General features: G+C 69.5%; 16 protein-coding genes. 9 read left to right on the plus strand and 7 right to left on the minus strand.

From position 1 onward, the window contains the following. The first annotated feature begins 28 nt into the window (after nucleotides 1-28). Together AB0M51_RS22740 and AB0M51_RS22745 are read left to right on the plus strand one after the other, a co-directional pair. Nucleotides 29-937 carry a hypothetical protein gene (locus AB0M51_RS22740; RefSeq protein ID WP_344195713.1) on the plus strand — a complete coding sequence of 303 codons (909 nt, stop codon included), beginning with the start codon at nucleotides 29-31 and terminating at the stop codon, nucleotides 935-937. A 2-nt stretch (nucleotides 938-939) separates the two neighbouring features. Next, nucleotides 940-1,854, plus strand: a complete 915-nt coding sequence (locus tag AB0M51_RS22745) for a hypothetical protein (protein WP_344195711.1) — start codon at nucleotides 940-942, stop codon at nucleotides 1,852-1,854. Between the two features lie 3 nt (nucleotides 1,855-1,857). On the opposite strand, the gene AB0M51_RS22750 is transcribed toward AB0M51_RS22745, so the two are convergent. After that, nucleotides 1,858-2,814, minus strand: coding sequence for a Dyp-type peroxidase (locus tag AB0M51_RS22750; protein WP_344195709.1), 957 nt, complete (start codon nucleotides 2,812-2,814; stop codon nucleotides 1,858-1,860). A 46-nt stretch (nucleotides 2,815-2,860) separates the two neighbouring features. Between AB0M51_RS22750 and AB0M51_RS22755 the strand changes: the two genes are divergently transcribed. Together AB0M51_RS22755 and AB0M51_RS22760 are read left to right on the plus strand one after the other, a co-directional pair. Beyond that, nucleotides 2,861-4,009 carry a CPBP family intramembrane glutamic endopeptidase gene (locus tag AB0M51_RS22755; protein ID WP_344195706.1) on the plus strand — a complete coding sequence of 383 codons (1,149 nt, stop codon included), beginning with the start codon at nucleotides 2,861-2,863 and terminating at the stop codon, nucleotides 4,007-4,009. A 55-nt stretch (nucleotides 4,010-4,064) separates the two neighbouring features. After that, nucleotides 4,065-4,781 carry an HAD family hydrolase gene (locus tag AB0M51_RS22760; protein ID WP_363750245.1) on the plus strand — a complete coding sequence of 239 codons (717 nt, stop codon included), beginning with the start codon at nucleotides 4,065-4,067 and terminating at the stop codon, nucleotides 4,779-4,781. A 72-nt stretch (nucleotides 4,782-4,853) separates the two neighbouring features. Here AB0M51_RS22760 and AB0M51_RS22765 read toward each other — a convergent pair whose 3' ends face one another. From AB0M51_RS22765 to AB0M51_RS22790, 6 genes are all read right to left on the minus strand, one after another. Beyond that, the gene (locus tag AB0M51_RS22765; protein WP_344195702.1) at nucleotides 4,854-5,813 is read right to left on the minus strand and encodes a sigma-70 family RNA polymerase sigma factor; all 960 of its coding nucleotides are present in this window, start codon (nucleotides 5,811-5,813) and stop codon (nucleotides 4,854-4,856) included. Between the two features lie 258 nt (nucleotides 5,814-6,071). Beyond that, the gene (locus AB0M51_RS22770; protein WP_344195700.1) at nucleotides 6,072-8,165 is read right to left on the minus strand and encodes a S9 family peptidase; all 2,094 of its coding nucleotides are present in this window, start codon (nucleotides 8,163-8,165) and stop codon (nucleotides 6,072-6,074) included. Between the two features lie 32 nt (nucleotides 8,166-8,197). Beyond that, nucleotides 8,198-8,905: a hypothetical protein gene (locus AB0M51_RS22775; RefSeq protein ID WP_363750248.1), complete on the minus strand. Its 708-nt coding sequence runs from the start codon at nucleotides 8,903-8,905 to the stop codon at nucleotides 8,198-8,200. Between the two features lie 18 nt (nucleotides 8,906-8,923). Beyond that, nucleotides 8,924-9,739 carry an exodeoxyribonuclease III gene (locus AB0M51_RS22780; RefSeq protein ID WP_344195696.1) on the minus strand — a complete coding sequence of 272 codons (816 nt, stop codon included), beginning with the start codon at nucleotides 9,737-9,739 and terminating at the stop codon, nucleotides 8,924-8,926. A gap of 10 nt (nucleotides 9,740-9,749) precedes the next feature. Beyond that, the gene (locus AB0M51_RS22785) at nucleotides 9,750-10,217 is read right to left on the minus strand and encodes a hypothetical protein (protein WP_363750250.1); all 468 of its coding nucleotides are present in this window, start codon (nucleotides 10,215-10,217) and stop codon (nucleotides 9,750-9,752) included. A gap of 8 nt (nucleotides 10,218-10,225) precedes the next feature. Further along, nucleotides 10,226-10,807 carry a TetR/AcrR family transcriptional regulator gene (locus tag AB0M51_RS22790; RefSeq protein WP_344195692.1) on the minus strand — a complete coding sequence of 194 codons (582 nt, stop codon included), beginning with the start codon at nucleotides 10,805-10,807 and terminating at the stop codon, nucleotides 10,226-10,228. A 74-nt stretch (nucleotides 10,808-10,881) separates the two neighbouring features. On the opposite strand from AB0M51_RS22790, the gene AB0M51_RS22795 reads away from it, so the two are divergent. From AB0M51_RS22795 to AB0M51_RS22815, 5 genes are read left to right on the plus strand one after another with little or no spacing between them, the layout of a single operon-like run. Next, entirely contained in the window at nucleotides 10,882-11,775 is an 894-nt protein-coding gene (locus tag AB0M51_RS22795) for an SDR family oxidoreductase (RefSeq protein WP_344195690.1), read from the plus strand. Continuing rightward, on the plus strand, nucleotides 11,772-12,908 hold the full coding sequence (locus tag AB0M51_RS22800) for a saccharopine dehydrogenase NADP-binding domain-containing protein (protein ID WP_363750253.1): 1,137 nt from the start codon (nucleotides 11,772-11,774) through the stop codon (nucleotides 12,906-12,908). The genes AB0M51_RS22795 and AB0M51_RS22800 overlap by 4 nt, the downstream gene beginning before the upstream one ends. Further along, nucleotides 12,880-13,722 (plus strand): alpha/beta fold hydrolase, encoded by an 843-nt coding sequence (locus AB0M51_RS22805; RefSeq protein WP_363750255.1) that lies wholly within the window; start codon nucleotides 12,880-12,882, stop codon nucleotides 13,720-13,722. Before AB0M51_RS22800 ends, AB0M51_RS22805 begins: the two co-directional genes overlap by 29 nt. Beyond that, complete coding sequence (locus tag AB0M51_RS22810; RefSeq protein WP_363750257.1) at nucleotides 13,719-14,105, plus strand: YccF domain-containing protein; 387 nt, start codon at nucleotides 13,719-13,721, stop codon at nucleotides 14,103-14,105. Before AB0M51_RS22805 ends, AB0M51_RS22810 begins: the two co-directional genes overlap by 4 nt. After that, nucleotides 14,102-14,824, plus strand: coding sequence for an MBL fold metallo-hydrolase (locus AB0M51_RS22815; RefSeq protein ID WP_344195682.1), 723 nt, complete (start codon nucleotides 14,102-14,104; stop codon nucleotides 14,822-14,824). Before AB0M51_RS22810 ends, AB0M51_RS22815 begins: the two co-directional genes overlap by 4 nt. Nucleotides 14,825-14,834 lie beyond the last annotated feature (10 nt).

Raw genomic sequence — 14,834 nt, forward strand, 5'->3', positions numbered from 1 at the left:
GCGGTAGCCGTCCGAGGGGATGATCACGATGCACCGACGTACCGCCGCAGCCGCGCTGCTGACAGCCGGCCTGCTGGCGCCTCTACCCGCCAACGCACAACCGACGAACACCGCGCGGGCCACAGCCGCGTGCCAGCTGAGCCTCGGCTCCGTGAACGCCGGCGGCGATCACACCGGTCAGGGCATCACGGCCGGCACCCCGCCGACCGCGTCCACGAAACGGATCGAAGCGGCGAAGCGCTTCGCGCCCGGCCTGACTCGGCTGCACAGCACCTGGGTGATCGAGCCCGAGGTCCCCGAGGACTGGGCGCACTACGGCGAGGTCGTGCTCGGCTCGACCATGTACTCCGCCATCTACCGGACGGGCGCGGTCCCGTCCGACGAGGTCACGTTCCACCGGGTCGGCGGCGGCTGGGACAAGTTCACGTATTTCGAGGAGTCGACGTACGACGAGGGCGCTGCCGCCAACTTCGCGCACACGCACTACTACGGACTGCGCAACGACGGCACCCTGTTCCGCTGGCGCGACGGCTGGAAGGCCGACGGCTCGTACCCGGGCTTCAGCGCGGTCAAGACGATGACCCTGATCAGCCAGACCCGGACGTACGACACCTTCCTGGCGAACACCCGCGGCGGCGCGCTCTACACGATCCGCATCCCGGTGTCGTCGCCGATGAAGCCGATCGTGAAGCAGGTGCGCACCCGGACCTGGCAGGGCTTCGAGAGCCTCGTCGCCGAGCGCTGCGGGCAGTACGGCGTACTCCTGCTCGGCATCGACAAGGACACCAAGACCGGCTACCTGTACGCCGTCGGCCACGCGAACGGCACGTCGACCGTGATCAACAGCCTCGGCAAGGTGCCGACGACGTTCGACGACCAGACCTACTTCCGCTGGACCAGCGTGGCCTGGGCCGATCCGCCACTGAACGGGGAATGACGATGCGACGAACGACCGCCCTGGCCGCCGGCCTCGCGCTGACGGTCCCGCTGCTGGCCGGCATGGGTACGGCGACCGCGGCGCCGGCCGCGAACGCCTGCTACGTGCAGTCCGGCGGGATCACCTCCGACAACAACACCATCGACCGGTACGTGAACGCGACGTCGCCGATCAGCGTCAAGCCGGTCGACGTGATGGCGAAGAACCCGTTCGGCGGCCGGGCCGTCTCGCTCAGCAGTCAGTGGACCTGGGACGACGACTTCGGCGACCAGACGTCCCTCGACGGGCACGTCGTCAGCGGCGGCGTGATGTACCAGGCGCACCAGTGGGTGCAGAAGGGCACCGGCGGCAAGGTCCTGAGCAGCAGCCTGACCCGGATCGGCGGTGGCTGGGGCGTCTTCACGACCCTGACGCACTCGTGGTCCCTCGACGACCCCAACTCGCGGATGTACGCGCTGCGCAACGACGGCGTGCTCTTCCGCTGGAACCTCAACCCGGTGAACGACGGCACCGAGCACTGGGAGGCCGCCGGTTCGTACCCGGGCTTCTCGGCGGTCAAGGCGGTCACCTTGCTCAGCCGGACGGCGACGTACGACACGCTGCTGGCCACGACGCGGGGCGGCGCGCTGTACACGATCCACATCCCGCTGAGCAATCCGATGAAGCCGGTCGTGAAGCAGGTCCGGACGCGCACCTGGCAGGGCTTCGAGACGCTGGAGACCGCCCGCTGCGGCAACTACGGCACGCTACTGCTCGGCATCGACAAGGACGCGAAGGCCGGCTACTTGTACGCCGTTGGGCACGCCAACGGCACGACCACCGTGATCAACTCGCTCGGCAAGGTGCCGGCGACCTTCGGGGACAAGCTCGACTTCAGCTGGCGCAGCGTGGTCGACGCGCCGTTGTTCGGGGAATGAGGTTCACGGCGCCGGCGGAAGTTCGTCCAGGAACTCCGCCGGCGGCGTGAAGAACAGGCTGCCGGTGACCGCGGTGGAGAAGTCGAGCAGCCGGTCGTGGTTGCCCTCCGGTACGCCGATGAACATCCGCCGCAGCATCAGCTCGGTGACGGCCGGCGTCTTCGCGTAGCCGATGAAGTACGTGCCGAACTCCTGCGTGCCGATCGTGCCGAACGGCATGTTGTCGCGCAGGATCTGCAGCTCGTTGCCGTCCTCGTCCTCGACCACGTTGAGCACGATGTGCGCGTTGCCGGGCTTCTTGGCGTCGTCCATCTCGATGTCGTCGAGCTTGCTCCGGCCGACCGCGAGCTCCTGCTGCTCGACGGTCAGTGCGTTCCACGCCTTCAGGTCGTGCAGGTACTTCTGCACGATCACGTAGCTGCCGCCGCGGAAGTCCGGGTCCTCGTCGCCGACCAGCACTGCGTCCCGGGCCTCGCCGCCGGTCGGGTTTTCGGTGCCGTCGACGAACCCGAGCAGGTCGCGCATCTCGAAGTACTTGAAGCCGTGCACCTCGTCGACGACCTTCGCGGCGCCGTCGAGCACGTTCATGATCTGCGCGGCGAGCTCGAAGCACTGGTCCTGGTGCGAGGCCCGGATGTGGAAGAGCAGGTCGCCGGGCGTGGACGGTGCGTGGTGCGTCCGGCCTTTGAGTTCGACGAACGGGTGCAGTCCGGCGGGTCGGGGACCGCTGAACAGCCGGTCCCAGGCGTCCGATCCGATGCCGGTGACACAGGACAGGTTTCCCGCGGGTACGCGGAAGCCGACGGAGCGCACCAGGCCGCTCAGGCGCTCGAGCAGGTCCCGGGCCCGGTCCTCGCCGTCCGGCTCGATCTCCACCACGAGAAAGATGGCCGAGCCGCTCAGTGGCATCAGCACGGACTGCGGCAGCGCGTCCGTCTCCCGATCCGGTTCCGTGACCACCGTGCTCTCCCTCCGTCCAGTTGGCCCGATCTTCTAGAGTCCAGTCATGGACCCGCAACAGCCCGGGCCGTCTCCGCAACCGGGCCCATACTCCCAGCCGGGATACCCAGCACCTCCGCCGGGGCCGTACCAGCAGCCGTACCCCCAGGCGTACCCACCGCCGTACACGCAGCCTTACCCGCCGCCGTACTCCCAGCCGTACGGTCAGCCGGGCATGCCGTACCCGTACCGCGAGCCGCGCGTGGTCCCGGCTCCTCCCGGTACGCCGTACCACCGGCTGGCGCGGACACCGAAGCACACCTGGTGGCGCCCGGTCCTCGGCTCGGTGCTGCTCGCCGCGACGGCGTTCTTCGCGATGACGTCCGTGGTGCTCGCGTGGGTGATCCTGCACGAACTGGTGGCGGGTCCGTTCGGGACGCCCAAGGGCGCGGACATCTTCCCGAGCGACACAGAGAACCTGGCGCTCTCGCTGGTGCTGCTGGCGGTCCTGACGCCGCTCGTCGGCCTGGCCGCGTGGACGGTCCAGCGACGGCCGTTCTGGAGTGTCGCCTCGGTGCTGAACAGGATCCGTTGGCGCTGGCTGCTCTGGTGCTGCCTGCCCGCGCTCGGGTACGTCGTGCTGTCGTACCTGATGGGCCTGGTCGTCGACGCGGTGTTCCCGCCGCAGGACGCGATCGGCGACGAGGGCGGGGCCTGGATCGGCCTGGGCGCGTTCGTCCTACCGGCGTTGCTCATCCTGGTTCTGGTGCCGTTCCAGTCGGCGGCAGAGGAGTTCGTGTTCCGAGGCTGGGTGATCCAGGCGGTCGGGGCATACGGACCGGACACTGTGGAGGGCCGGGCGTCCTGGTTGCGGCGACTGTTCCGGTCGCCGTGGCCGGGGATCGTGATCGGCGCGGCCCTGTTCGTGTCGGCGCACGGGTACACCGGGTGGGCGATGGCGGACGTGTTCCTCTTCGCGGCGACGGTCGGCTGGCTGACGGTGCGGACCGGGGGACTGGAGTCCGGGATCGCGCTGCACGCGACGAACAACCTGGTCGCGTTCTTGTTGCCTCTGGCCATGGGGCACGGCAGCGAGTGGAACCAGCAGGGCGGTGCGCCGTGGACGCTGCTGGCGTCCGACGTGATCTGCCTCGCGGCGTACGCGTTCGCGGTCGTCTGGCTGGCGCGGCGTCGCGAGGTCGCCAGGCTGAGCTGAAAAGCCGCCGAAAAGGGCGCGAGAACTGTCGGTCGGCTCTGGCAGGCTTTGCCGGGTGACGAACGTGAAGATCGAGGCCGTCCTGTTCGACTGGGGCGGCACGCTGGCAACCTGGCACGACATCTCCCTGCACGACACCTGGCGGGCGGTGACCACCGTCCTCGACGAGGCGAACGCCGACGAGCTGGCCGCCCGGCTGGTCGCCGCCGAGGGATCGGTCTGGCGGCGGTCCCGGGACGAGCATCGGAGCAGCACGATCGAGGAGGTGTGCGCGCTGGCGGAGATCGTGATGACGCCGGACGCACTCGCGGTGTACGAGCGCCAGTGGGACCCGCACACGGTCCTCGAGCCGGACGCGATCGAGACGTTGCACGCGCTGCGGGGCCGCGGGCTCAAGCTCGGCGTGCTGTCGAACACGATCTGGCCGCGGCGTCGGCACGAGGAGATCTTCGCGCGGGACGGCGTGCTCGACCTGTTCGACGGGGCTGTCTACACGAGCGAGATCGCGCACACCAAGCCGCACCCGGAGGCCTTCCTGGCGGCGATGAACGCGGTCGGGGTGTCGGATCCGTCCCGGTGCCTGTTCGTCGGCGACCGGCTGTTCGACGACGTCTGGGGCGCGCAGAACGCCGGCATGCGCGCCGCCCACCTGCCGCACAGCGCGATCCCGCGCGAGCAGGTCGGCCACACGGAGGGTACGCCGGACGCGACCGTCCAGCGGCTGTCCGAGCTGCCGGCCCTGATCGACTCCTGGAACTCGGCCGCCGCCTGACACCGAAGGACCCCCGGACCAGGTCGTGGTCCGGGGGTCCTGAGGGGTTTCGGGTGTCTTACGCGTACTGCGTTACGCGGCCAGAGTCGGGTCTGCCAGCAGGCGGAGGCGGCCCAGCGCCTCGCGCTCGATCTGGCGCACCCGCTCCGCCGAGATGCCGTGCACCGCGCCGATGTCGGCCAGCTTCGCCTGGCGGCCGTCGTGCAGGCCGTACCGGCGCCGGATCACGTCCGCCGACCGCGGGTCGAGCTGGTCGACCAGGCTGAACAGGCCCGAGCGGTCCGACGCGTCGGCGACCAGCTGGTCCGGACCCGGCGCGGTCTCGGCCGCGATCAGGTCACCCAGCGAGGTCTCACCCTCGTCGTCGACCGGGCTGTTCAGGCTGATGTGGTCCCGGCCGATGCGGATCAGTTCGGTGACCCGCTCCTCGTCCAGGCCCAGCTCCGCCGCGATCTCGTCGATCTCCGGCTCCCGCCCGAGCTTGCGCTCCAGCGTGCGCCGTGCCGACCCGATCTGGTTCAGCTGCTCCACCACGTGCACCGGCAGCCGGACCACCCGGGCCTGCTGCGCGATACCGCGGGTGATGGCCTGCCGCACCCACCAGGTCGCGTACGTCGAGAACTTGAATCCCTTCCGGTAGTCGAACTTCTCGACCGCCCGGATCAGCCCCGTGTTGCCCTCCTGGACCAGGTCCAGCAGCGGCATCTGGGACCGCCCGTAACGGCGAGCGATCGACACCACGAGCCGGAGGTTGGCGGTCACGAACCGCTGCTGTGCGCGCCGGCCCTCTTCGGCCAGCCACTCCAGCTCGTCCTCCGTCGCATATTTGGGCGCTCCGCCCTTCTTCCGTCCAACCCGCCCCTCGGCCAGCAGTTGCTCCGCCAGGAGTCCTGCTTCGACCGTCTCAGCGAGCTCGACCTCTTCCTCAGCCGTCAGCAGCGGAGTACGTGCGATCTCTTCCAGGTAGAGACCTACACTGTCCTTGCCGTCGATACCGTCGTCCGTCATCCGGACACGAGTCGTGCGAGCCACCGAAACTCCCTTCGTCGTTACATGGAGAGCAACGCTCGAGTAGGGTTCAAGATTCCGGTACCAGTGTGTAAACACCCTGAAGGTTCCCTGAGAGTTCCCGGCAGCGAATCCACGCTGGAAACCGGTGTCCCAAGGCCTGGTGGCGTTATTCGGCGCAACACTCCGCGGCGAACCTGAGAAACCACGCAGAAATCCGCCCCCGGATGTGTTGCACGACACACGTCGAGGGGCGGAAATTCCTGCTTTCCGGGGCCGAATTCAGCTCAGGCCGAGGGTGTCCAGCTCCCAGGCGAGCGAGAACGCGACCTCGCGCCAGGCGTCGTACCGGCCGCTGCGGCCGCCGTGCCCGGCCTCCATCTCGGTCTTCAGCAGTACGTCGGAATCACCGGTCGCGGTGGCCCGGAGTTTCGCCACCCACTTCGCCGGCTCGACGTACAACACCCGGGTGTCGTTCAGGCTGGTGATCGCGAGGATCGCCGGATAGTGCTGCGCGCTGACGTTTTCGTACGGCGAGTAGGACTTCATGTACGCGTACACCTCGGGGTCCGCGAGCGGATTGCCCCATTCCTCCCACTCGATCACGGTGAGCGGCAGCGACGGGTCCAGAATCGTGGTCAGTGCGTCCACGAACGGGACCTCCGCGACGATTCCGGCGAATGCCTCCGGGGCCAGGTTGGCGACCGCGCCCATCAGCAGGCCGCCGGCGCTGCCGCCCTGCGCGACGATCCGCTCCGGCCTGGTCCACCCGGCCCGCACCAGGTGCTCGGCGGCCGCGACGAAGTCGGTGAACGTGTTCCGCTTGGTGAGCATCTTGCCGTCGTCGTACCAGTGCCGGCCGAGCTCGCCGCCGCCGCGCACATGGGCGATCGCGAACACCACGCCGCGGTCCAGCAGCGACAGCCGCGGGATCGAGAACCAGGGGTCCATCGAGCTCTCGTACGAGCCGTACCCGTACAGGACGACCGGCGCGTTCCCGTCCTTCGCGACGTCCTTGCGCGCGACCATCGAGATCGGCACCTCGGTCCCGTCCGGGGCGGTCGCCCACTCGCGGTACTGCGTGTAGTCGCTCAGGTCGACGCCGCCGAGGACGGGCTGCTGCTTGAGCAGCCGCCGCTCACCGGTCGCCACGTCCACGTCGTACGTCGAACCGGGCGTCACGAGGGACGTGTAGCCGAACCGGTACCGGGTGTCCTGCCATTCGTCGTTGCGCCCGGGCGACACGGTGTAGATCGGCTCGTCGAACTCCAAGGCCTCCGGGGCGCCGAAGGTACCGCCGGTCCGCCGCATGATCGCGAGCTCGGTCAGCGCGTTGCGGCGGCGGTACAGGATGACGTGGTCGGCGAACGCGTCGGCTCCGAGCAGCCGGCTGGTCTCGTCGCCCTCGATCAGTGTCGTCCAGTCGCCGGGGGAGTCCAGCGGCGCGGACGCCAGGGAGAAGTTCGCGGCGTCGGCGTTGTGCGTGATCAGCAGCTGGTCGCCGGCGTGCTCGACGTCGTACTCGACGCCCTCGCGGCGCGGTGCCACCACGACCGGCTCGCCGGCCGGGTCCTGTGCGTCGAGCAGCCAGACCTCGCTGGTCAGCTTGCTGCCGAGCGCGATCATGATCGCCTGCTCGTTGCGGGTCAGGTCGACGCCGATCCAGAACCGCTCGTCCGGCTCCTCCATCACCAGTACGTCGTCGGTCGTGCCGAGGGTGTGCCGCCAGACCTGGTACGGGCGCCAGGCGTCGTCGACCTTCGTGTAGAACAGCGTCGAGTTGTCCGCGGACCACGCCGAGCCGTAGTGCACGTCGGGCAGCTCGTCCGGCAGCAGCTCGCCGGTGCCCAGGTCCTTGATCCGCAGCGTGAACCGCTCGTCACCCTTGAGATCCACCGAGTACGCCAGCAGCCGGCCGTCGGGGGAGACGTCGACGGTGCCGAGCGAGAAGAACTCGTTGTCGCCGGCGACCTCGTTGCCGTCCAGCATCACCTCTTCGCCGGCGATCTCGCCGTCGGTCGCGGGCGGCCGGTCGCCGTCGGCCTTCACCCGGCAGTGCAGCGCGTACTGCTGTCCCTCGATCGTGCGGGAGTAGTACCAGTACCCGCCGCGCCGCGCGGGCACGCTCAGGTCGGTCTGCAGCGTGCGGTCCGAGATCTCCTTGAAGATTGCCTCACGCAACGATTCCTGGTGCGCGGTGCGCGCCTCGGTGTAGGCGTTCTCGGCCCGCAGGTATCCCAGCACCTCGTCGTCGGTCTTGTCCCGCAGCCACTCGTAGTCGTCCACGAAGGTGTCGCCGTGGTGCGTCCGTTCCACCGGCTTCCGCGCCGCCACCGGCGGCACCGGGGAAGGGGTCTCAGAAGATGTCTCAGGCATGCCGCGAGACTACCCGCGACCGCACCGCGGAACTAAGCGAGCAGTGACACGACGGCGTCCAGTGCGGCGGTCACCGCGGCCCGCGACTCGTCGGTGTGATCCAGTACGTCGAACCCGTGCCGGCCCTCGGGTACCTCGATGAGCTGCAGCTGCACGCCCGCGGCCCGGGCGGCCTCGACGAACGGCGGCTGTGTCGGCGCCACGTCGGGCAGTTCCCGGCCGGCGATCGTCATCACGACCGGCAGCCCGCCGGCACCGGCGACCGCCTCGACCGGATGCATTCCCCGCACCGTGACCAGCTCGGAGTCGCCCAGCACCGGATAGGTCAGTGCGAGACAACGTAACCACTCCGGCGGGCTGTGCAGGAACTGCGAAGCCAGCGGGCCGGCGCCGGAGAAGAACCACAGGGCGACGCGATCACCGTCAACACGAGGATGCGTGCGCAGGGCCGTGGCCGCCGCGGCGAGTGCGGCGTTGGAACGGTCGTCGTCCGGCAGTCCGTCCGGGCTGTGGTTCACGACGGTGGCGACGCTGCCGCGGTCGGCGAGCTGGCTCGCGTAGCCACGGTAGACTCCCCACTCACTGGGCAGAGCCCGCCCTTCGGCCGGGTACGGAACTCCGTGGACGAGCAGGACCGCCGGTGCCGGCGCCCAACTTTCCGGCAGGTAGAGGTCCAGGCCCTCGTGCGTCGCCCGGGCGACAGGCGGGGTCGGCAGAACGAACGGCGGATCCGATGGCATGGCGCCACCCTAGGCGGCCTAGAGGTCGTACGTGGCGACGACCGGGGCGTGGTCGCTCCAGCGCTCGGCGTACGTCGGGGCACGGTGGACGACACAGGCCGAGGCGGTGGCGGCGAGTCCGGGGGAGGCGATCTGGTAGTCGATGCGCCAGCCGGCGTCGTTGTCGAAGGCCTTGCCCCGCCAGGACCACCACGAGTACGGGCCCGGGCCGTCGCCGCCGAACCTGCGGCCGAGGTCGACCCAGCCGGCCTCGAACAGGCGGTCCAGCCAGGCGCGTTCCTCGGGCAGGAAGCCGCTCTTCTTGCGATTCGCCTTCCAGGCCTTCAGGTCTTCCTCGCGGTGCGCGATGTTCAGGTCGCCGCACATCAGCACGTGCCGGCCGTCGGCGCGCAGCTCGGACAGCCGCGCGGTGATCGCGTCCAGGAACGCGTACTTCTCCTCCTGTCGCGGCGGGGTCTCGAACTCGCCGGTGAACACGTACGTACTGACAGCCGTCAGTACCGAGCCGTCGTCGAGGATCACGTCCGCCTCGACCCACCGCCCGGTGCCGTCGAACCGGGCCGGCCCGATCTCGCCGCGCTCGTCCTTGATCGGCCGCCGGGACGCCACCGCGACACCGGCGCGGCCCTTGTGCCCGTCGATCGCCGGCTCGGCGTGCGCGATGTTCCAGTCGCCGTTCTTGTCGCCACAGAGCAGTTCCCGCAGTACGTCGTCGGGCGCGCGCACTTCCTGCATCAGCAACAGGTCCGGGTCGACGTCCTCCAGCCAGGGCCCCATCCCGCGCCGGAAGGCGGCCCTGATCCCGTTCACGTTCACCGTGGCAACCGTCAGCACGGCTGGAACCTTACCCTCCGTGGTGCCCCGGCTTGAGCACCATCAGCACGAACACGACCAGCCAGAGCAGGCCGAAGATCCCGGTCGTCATCGAGAGCAGCTTCGCCTTCTTCAGGACGGCGCCGCGCTCCTCCGCGGTACCGCCGGCGGCCGCGAGTACGGCGGACTGCGCCGGTACGACGAGGTACGCGAGCACGAGCGCCGCGGCCAGGGTCAGCACGATCGAGACGATCAGCCAGGCCTCACCCATCACGTGCAGGCCGCCGGCGAGCGCGAACCCGAACAGCGGCACCGCGAGGCTCGCCCACGCGTACACGGTGGTGATCCGGTGCAGGACCTGCAGGCCGCCCGGCTCCTGCGGCGAGTCGGCCGTGAGCAGCTTGCGGGCGATCGGCGGGAACATGCTGGCTGCGACCGTGATCGGGCCGACAGTGAGGATCGCGGCGAGGATGTGGACGATCAGGAAGAACTTGTTCATCTCACTCTTCAGGTAGTCGAGAGAATCGCGTCCAGCGACTGCTCGCAGAGATGCTCGAGTGCCTCCGGCGAGACGGTCGGGTCGTCGATCCAGACCAGCAGGGTCTGTTCGACGTAACCCTGCCAGCCGTGGCAGGCGAGCTCGACGACGGGGGTGATCTCGATACCCCGTTCGGCGACCGCGCCGATCACCCACTGGCTGAACACGCGCCGCATGTCCGAGTGCAGCGCCCGGATCTCCGGGTCGCCGGCCGCCGACATCAGCAGGGTCGCGCGATACAGCTGGGGTGCCTCGAGGACGGCGCGGACGAAGGCGCGGATGCCGGTCCGGAGCTGCTCGTCCGGCGGCAGCGACGGGTCCGGGGCGGTCCGCAGCACGACCTCGGCGGCCGCCTCCTCGATGACGGCGTACTGGAACTTCTTCTTCGAGCCGAAGTAGTGGAACAGCAGCGCGGGGGAGACCCCGGCCTCGGCGGCCACCAGTTCGACGGTGAGCTCCCGGTGCGGGTCCGCGAGCAGCACCCGGCGGGCGGCCTCGAGGATCTGCGTACGCCGTTCGTCCGGGCGCAGGCGGGCAGTGGTCCGGGTCATACGGGCCAGTCTATTGAGTAAATGGTCAACAAGCACTTACTGTTGAGTATCCACTCAACAAGTTGGAGGTCCCGATGCGTCCGTTGGCCGGTCAAGTCGTGCTCGTCACCGGAGCCTCCCGGGGGATCGGTGCCGCGGTCGCCCGGAAACTCGCGCAGGGCGGCGCCAAGCTCGCCCTGGTCGGCCTGGAGCCGGACGAGCTCAAGAAGGTGGCCGAGGACTGCGGTCCGGACGCCGGCTGGTGGGAGGCCGACGTGACCGACGCCGACTCGCTGCGAGCGGCGGTCGAGGGGGTCGCGGAGCGGTACGGGCGGATCGACGTGGTGATGGCGAACGCCGGCATCGCCGCGCCGGGCTTCACCCGGAGCATGGACCCCAAGGCCTGGGAGCGGGTCATCGACGTGAACCTGCTCGGCGTGTGGAAAACCGTGCACCTGACGCTGCCGTACCTGCTGGAGAGCAAGGGGTACCTGCTGCTGGTGTCGTCGCTGGCCGCGATCGTGCACATCCCGGGGCTGGCGTCGTACAACGTGGCGAAGGCGGGCGTCGAGGCGATGGGCGACACGCTGCGGCCGGAGCTGAAGCACCTCGGAGTCCGGGTCGGCGTCGCGCACATGACGTTCGTCGACACCGACATGGTGCGCGGCGTCGACACGCACCCGGTGTTCGGCAAGGTCCGGACCGGAATCCCGATGGTGAGCAGGACGTACCCGCTGGACTTCGCTGTCGGCAAGTTCGTCGAGGGGATCACGAGGCGCTCGCGGACCGTGCACGTGCCCGGCTGGATCGGAGCGCTGAAGGTGGTCCGCTGGGCGCTGCCGCACATCATCGAGGCCGGCTCCCGGTTCAGCGTCCCGAAGGCCGACGCGGCGGCGCTCGCCGACGTCCGGGCCCGCGGCGCCGAGGCCTCGTCCCGGCCGACCGGTGCCGGAGGTCTGGCCGACGCGGAGAAGGCCGCCGGACGATGAGCCGCGCCTACGACGCCGTACTGCTGGGCGCGTCCGGGTTCACCGGGGCGCTGACCGCGGAGTACCTGGAGAAGAACGCGCCGCAGGGGTTCCGCTGGGCCGTTGCCGGGCGCAACAAGTCGAAGCTGGAGCGGTTCGGGCGGGACATCGTGTACGCCGACGTCACGGATCCGCGCTCGCTGCGGGAGCTGGCCGAGTCCACGAAGGTGGTCGCCACCACGGTCGGGCCGTACGTGCAGTACGGCGAGCCGCTGGTCGCGGCCTGTGCCGAGGCGGGGACGGGGTACCTCGATCTGACCGGGGAGCCGGAGTTCCTGGACCGGATGTACGTGCGGTACCACGACCGCGCGACGGAGACCGGGGCGCGGATCGTGCACGCCTGCGGGTTCGACTCGGTCCCTTACGACCTCGGGGTGCAGTTCACCGTGGAGCAGTTGCCCGAGAACGTGCCGATCCAGGTCGACGGGCTGGTGCGAGCCGGAGGGCGCCCCTCGGGCGGAACCTTCCACACCGCGGTCACGGCGTTCTCGCGGCCGAAGCAGAACCTCGAGGCGCATCGGGCACGGCGGGCTGCCGAGCCGCGGCTGCAAGGGCGGAAGGCGCGGGCGGTGCCGGGAACGATCCACCGTCAGCAGGGTTTCTGGGCGGTGCCGCTGCCGACGATCGATCCGCAGATCGTGGCCTTCTCGGGCCGGCTGCTGGAGCGCTACGGTCCGGACTTCCGGTACTCGCACTACGCCGCGCTGAAGCGGCTCCCGACTGTTGCCGCGGGCATCGGTGGTGTGGGACTGCTGGCCGTCGGCGCGCAGCTGCCGCCGGTCCGGAACGCGCTGCTGAAGCGCCTGCAGCCTGGTGACGGGCCGAGCGCGGAGACGCGAGCCCGCTCGTGGTTCAACGTCCGCTTCGTCGGTCGCGGCGGCGGCAAACAGGTGATCACCGAGGTCGCCGGCCGGGATCCCGGGTACGACGAGACCGCGAAGATGCTCGGCGAGAGCACACTGTGTCTTGCGCTCGACGACCTTCCCGCAACTGCTGGTCAAACCACGACAGCCGCGGCCATGGGCCCGGCGCTGCGCAACCGCCTGGTGAAAGCGGGGATGACCTTTGCCACCCTCGAAGTCGACAGCTACTAGCGCCGACGGCACCAGGATCGCCGTCTACACCTACGCGAATCCTGGTGCTCCGGTCCTCGTCTGTGTGCACGGCTACCCGGACAACGCCGCGTTGTGGGAGCCGGTCGCCGAGCTGCTCGCGGAGGACTTCGAAGTCGTCACGTACGACGTCCGCGGGGCCGGCGACTCCGACCACCCGAGCAGCACCTCCGCGTATGCCCTGGACAGCCTGCAAGAAGACTTCCAGGCTGTCCTCGACGGGCGGGTAGCGCATGTGCTCGCCCATGACTGGGGCTCGATCCAGGCCTGGCACTTCGTCACCGACCCAGCACTGCAGCAGCGGATCGCGTCCTTCACCAGCATCTCCGGGCCGTCACTCGATCATGCCGGCTACTTTCTCCGCCGGGGCGGCCGCGCAGCGGTCGGACAACTGCTGCACTCCTGGTACATCTTCTACTTCCACCTCCCGTACCTCCCCGAGCTCGCCTGGCGCAAAGGCTGGGCACAACGCGCCTTCAACCGCCTCGAACGGCAACCGGCCGACGACCACCGCACACTCGGCGACTACCTCAACGGCATGAAGCTGTACCGCGCCAACGTCATCCCGCGCCTCCGGCGACCAGCTGAACGGCGTACCGACGTACCGGTGCTGGCCGTCTCGCCCGACGCGGACCCGTTCGTTACCACGCCACTGCAGACCGACGTCGCGCGCTGGGCCCCGAACCTGACCGTGAAGGTGATCAGGGGCGGCCACTGGATACCCCGGAACGAACCCGGGCTTGTGGCCGAACTCGTCCGGGAACACACCCGTCAGGTGGCACGCTGGGAGGCATGAAGACGCTTCTCAACCTGATCTGGCTGGTGCTGGCCGGATTCTGGCTGGCGGTCGGGTACGCGGTCGCCGGGATCATCTGCTGCCTGCTGATCGTCACGATCCCGTTCGGGATCGCCGCGTTCCGGATTGCCGGGTACACCCTGTGGCCGTTCGGCCGGACCGTCGTCGACAAGCCCAGCGCCGGTGCGGGCGCGCTGCTCGGCAACCTGATCTGGATCGTCTTCGCCGGCTGGTGGCTGGCGCTCGGCCACCTAACCACCGGGATTGCGCTCTGCCTGACCGTGATCGGCATCCCGCTCGGGATCGCGAACTTCAAGCTGATCCCGGTCTCGCTGCTGCCGCTCGGCAAGGAGATCGTGCCGTCGAACCAGCCGTTCGCGTGAGGTCGCTGACCGTCCTCGGTTCCTGCGGCGCCTGGCCGGAGCCGGGCCGCGCGTGCGCCGGCTTCCTGCTGGAGTACGACGGGTTCCGGGTGGTGCTCGATCTCGGGTACGCCGCACTGCCACGGCTGCTGGAGTACTGCCCGCGGGGCGAGGTGGACGCGGTCGTGGTGACGCATCAGCACCCGGACCACTGCGTCGACGTGAGTGCGCTCGCACGTGTCCGGTACTACGAAGCACCGGACGCGCCGCCCGTCCCACTGCACTGCACTCCGGGCACGTTGGAGGTGTTGCGGGCGCTCGAGCCGCATCCGGATCCGGCCGAGGTGTTCGACGTGCACGACCTCGCGTCGACCACGAGGATCGGGCCGTTCGACGTACAGACGGTGGAGTTGCCGCATTACAAGACGAACTTCGGGGTGCGGTTGTCCGCGCCCGGGGTGTCTGTTGCCTATACGGGCGACAGCGGGCCGTCGCCGGATCTGCGAAGGCTCGCTCAGGGGACCGATCTGTTCATTGCGGACGCCACGCTCCAAGGCGACGCCTCGGACAGCTACCTGATGACGGCCGCCGAGGCCGCGCACGGCGCTGCTGGTGCGCGGCGGTTGGTGCTGACGCACTTCTGGCCCGGGTCGGACCGTCAGGTGTCGGTGCGTGAGGCGGAGGCGGTGTTCGACGGCGAGGTGATCGCCGCCGAGGAGGGGCTCACGCTGGAGCTGTGAGTGGCTAGGA

Origin of the sequence: Kribbella sp. NPDC051137 (assembly GCF_040682535.1) — a bacterium.
Classification (GTDB): domain Bacteria; phylum Actinomycetota; class Actinomycetes; order Propionibacteriales; family Kribbellaceae; genus Kribbella; species Kribbella karoonensis.